This is a genomic window from Pseudomonas sp. GD03903, assembly GCF_029840045.1.
Lineage (GTDB): Bacteria > Pseudomonadota > Gammaproteobacteria > Pseudomonadales > Pseudomonadaceae > Pseudomonas > Pseudomonas pseudonitroreducens.
Genome location: NZ_JAOCBT010000054.1, coordinates 1 through 2,475, shown reverse-complemented (window position 1 = coordinate 2,475; position 2,475 = coordinate 1). Strand labels below are relative to the sequence as shown.

General features: G+C 59.7%; 1 protein-coding gene. It reads right to left on the bottom strand.

Annotated elements, in window-relative coordinates; genetic code table 11:
* On the bottom strand, positions 1-2,475 hold a 2,475-nt coding region (locus N5C91_RS31755; RefSeq protein ID WP_279834491.1), incomplete at both ends, for an Ig-like domain-containing protein.

Sequence of the window (2,475 nt, the reverse complement as noted above, 5' to 3'; positions counted from 1 at the left end):
CTCGGCGTCGTGCAGTGCCACGTAGCTTTCACTGGCTCCGTAGTAGGTATCCGACAATGCCGCGATATCGACCGTGGGCACAACGTGGCCGAGCGGATCGGTATGGGTGCTGGCCGCCGCACTCTCTGGCGCGGTCTGAGTATCTTCGGTGCCATGCGAGTCCGCGGCCTGAGCGGTCAATTGCTCAGCACTGCTGCTGTCGTCCGTAATTTCAGGCGTCACCATGCGAGTCGCATAGTAGCCATTCATATACAGGTTGACATCGTCGATATGCAGTCCGCCATAGTCCCTCGAAGTAATGGTCATACCGGCGATACCCTGTGCCGAGAAATCGAGAGTCTTAGCGACCGGGGTACTATTTACAGCGAACTGGAGAGAACCCAGAGAGTTTCCGTTTACGTCCCAGAAGACCACCCCGCTGGCCACATCGTCGACAGCGGCATACTTGAACGTGACTCTATTGGTCGTAGTTCCAAAATCGAGTCGAGCCGAGTGCCCCTCAGATACGTAGAGAGTATTGTGGTTCAGTCCATACATATCGCCAGAGCTGGAAATGGCGCCATAAGTGGTATAAATCCTGACGGTAGTTCCAGGGATGAGGTAGTTACTGACGGGGGTGTAGGGCGTTGCCAAAGTGCCTACTTGGCAGTTTTCGAAATCGATGATTCCGAACGTCGGTTTCGGCGGCACAACATCGACCGTGAAGCCGAATGCATTTGATGGCGCGCTGATTTGACCCAAGCCATCGCTCGCCTTGGCTGTGATGTCATGCGTACCGTTCGCCAGGTCCGTGGTCGGGGTGAATGACCAGGTACCGCTGCCATTCGAAGTAGTGGAGCCGATGACCACGTTCTTGTCGTAGATCGTAATGGTCCGGTTAGCTTCGGAGGTGCCGTTGATTGTCGGACGATTATCATCGGTTGTCTCACCCTGAACCAGGTTCCCCTGTTTGGGCCCGACATCGTCATACACCGAGGTAATGGTCGGTGCTTCCGGTACCGGCGGCACCGTATTGACCGTGAAGCCGAATGCGTTCGACACACCGCTAAGCTGGCCCGCTCCGTTGTCCGCCCGGGCAACGATGTTATGCGCGCCGTCTGCCAGATCGAATGCAGGAGTGTACGACCAGTTGCCGCTGGCGTTGGCGGTGGTGCTGCCGATCCTTTCAGAGTTGTCGTAGATATAGATCACTCTGTTGGCTTCGGACGTACCATTGATATCCGGACGAGCATCGTCAGTGGTTTCGCCCGGCACCAGGTTGCCCTGCTTGGGACCAACGTCGTCATACACCGAAGTGATGACCGGTGCCGCTGGAGCCAGAGAGACCGTGAAGTCGAAGGCATTCGACGGGGCACTCAGGTTGCCCGCCACGTCCACAGCCTTGGCGGTGATGTCGTGCGTGCCTTCCGCCAGATCGGTCGACGGGGTGAACGACCAGTTGCCACTGCCATCGGCGGTGGTGCTGCCAATGGGCACGTTCTTGTCGTAGATCGTGACCGTGCTGTTGGCTTCGGCCGTACCGCTGATCTTCGGACGAGCATCATCGGTGGTTTCGCCCGGCACCAGGTTGCCCGTTTTGGAACCCACATCGTCATACACCGAAGTGATGACCGGGGTGGTGGAGACCAGGTCCACCCTGTAGCCGTGGTCGGCTACCACATTGGCACTGTTGCCGGCTGCATCGTGGGCTACCAGGGTAGCGTGGATGTTGTCTGCCTTGGCCAGATCGGCACCGGCCACGGAGACACTCCAGTCACCCGAGGCGTTGACTGCCGCACTGTAGGCCGTGCCATTCAGCGTGAAGGTCACCAGATCGTTGGCCAGGAATTCACCACCGGCCTTGCCGCTGATGGTCTGGCTGGTCTGCGACTCGGCCAGGTTGAGGATGTCATCACCGGCCACCACGTTGATGGTCAGCGTCGCTACCGGCGGCACCGTGTCCACGCGGTAGCCGTGGTCAGCGATGACGGAACTGATGTTGCCCACATTGTCGTGCGCCACCAGGGTGGCGTGGATATTGGTTTCCTTGGCCAGGTCCGAACCCGCCACGGAAACGCTCCAGTCACCCGAGCCGCTGACGGCGGCGCTGTAGGCATGGCCATTCAGCGTGAAGCTGACGACGTCGCCGGCCTTGAACTCGCCCGTGGCCTTGCCGCTGATGATCTGGCTGGTCTGCGATTCGGCCAGGTTGACGATGTCATCGCCAGCCACGGTATCAATGCTCAGCGTCACCTTGCCGGGATCGATGATCACGGTGTAGGGGTGATCGGCCACGGCATTGGCGCTGTTGCCGGCAGCATCGTGGGCCACCAGGGTGGCGTGGATGTTGGTTTCCTTGGCCAGGTCGGCGCCAGGAACAGAGACGCTCCAGTCACCCGAGGCGTTGACCGCCGCGCTGTAGGCATGGCCGTTCAGCGTAAAGCTGACGACGTCGCCGGCGAGGAACTCACCACCGGCCTTGCCGCTGATGGTCTG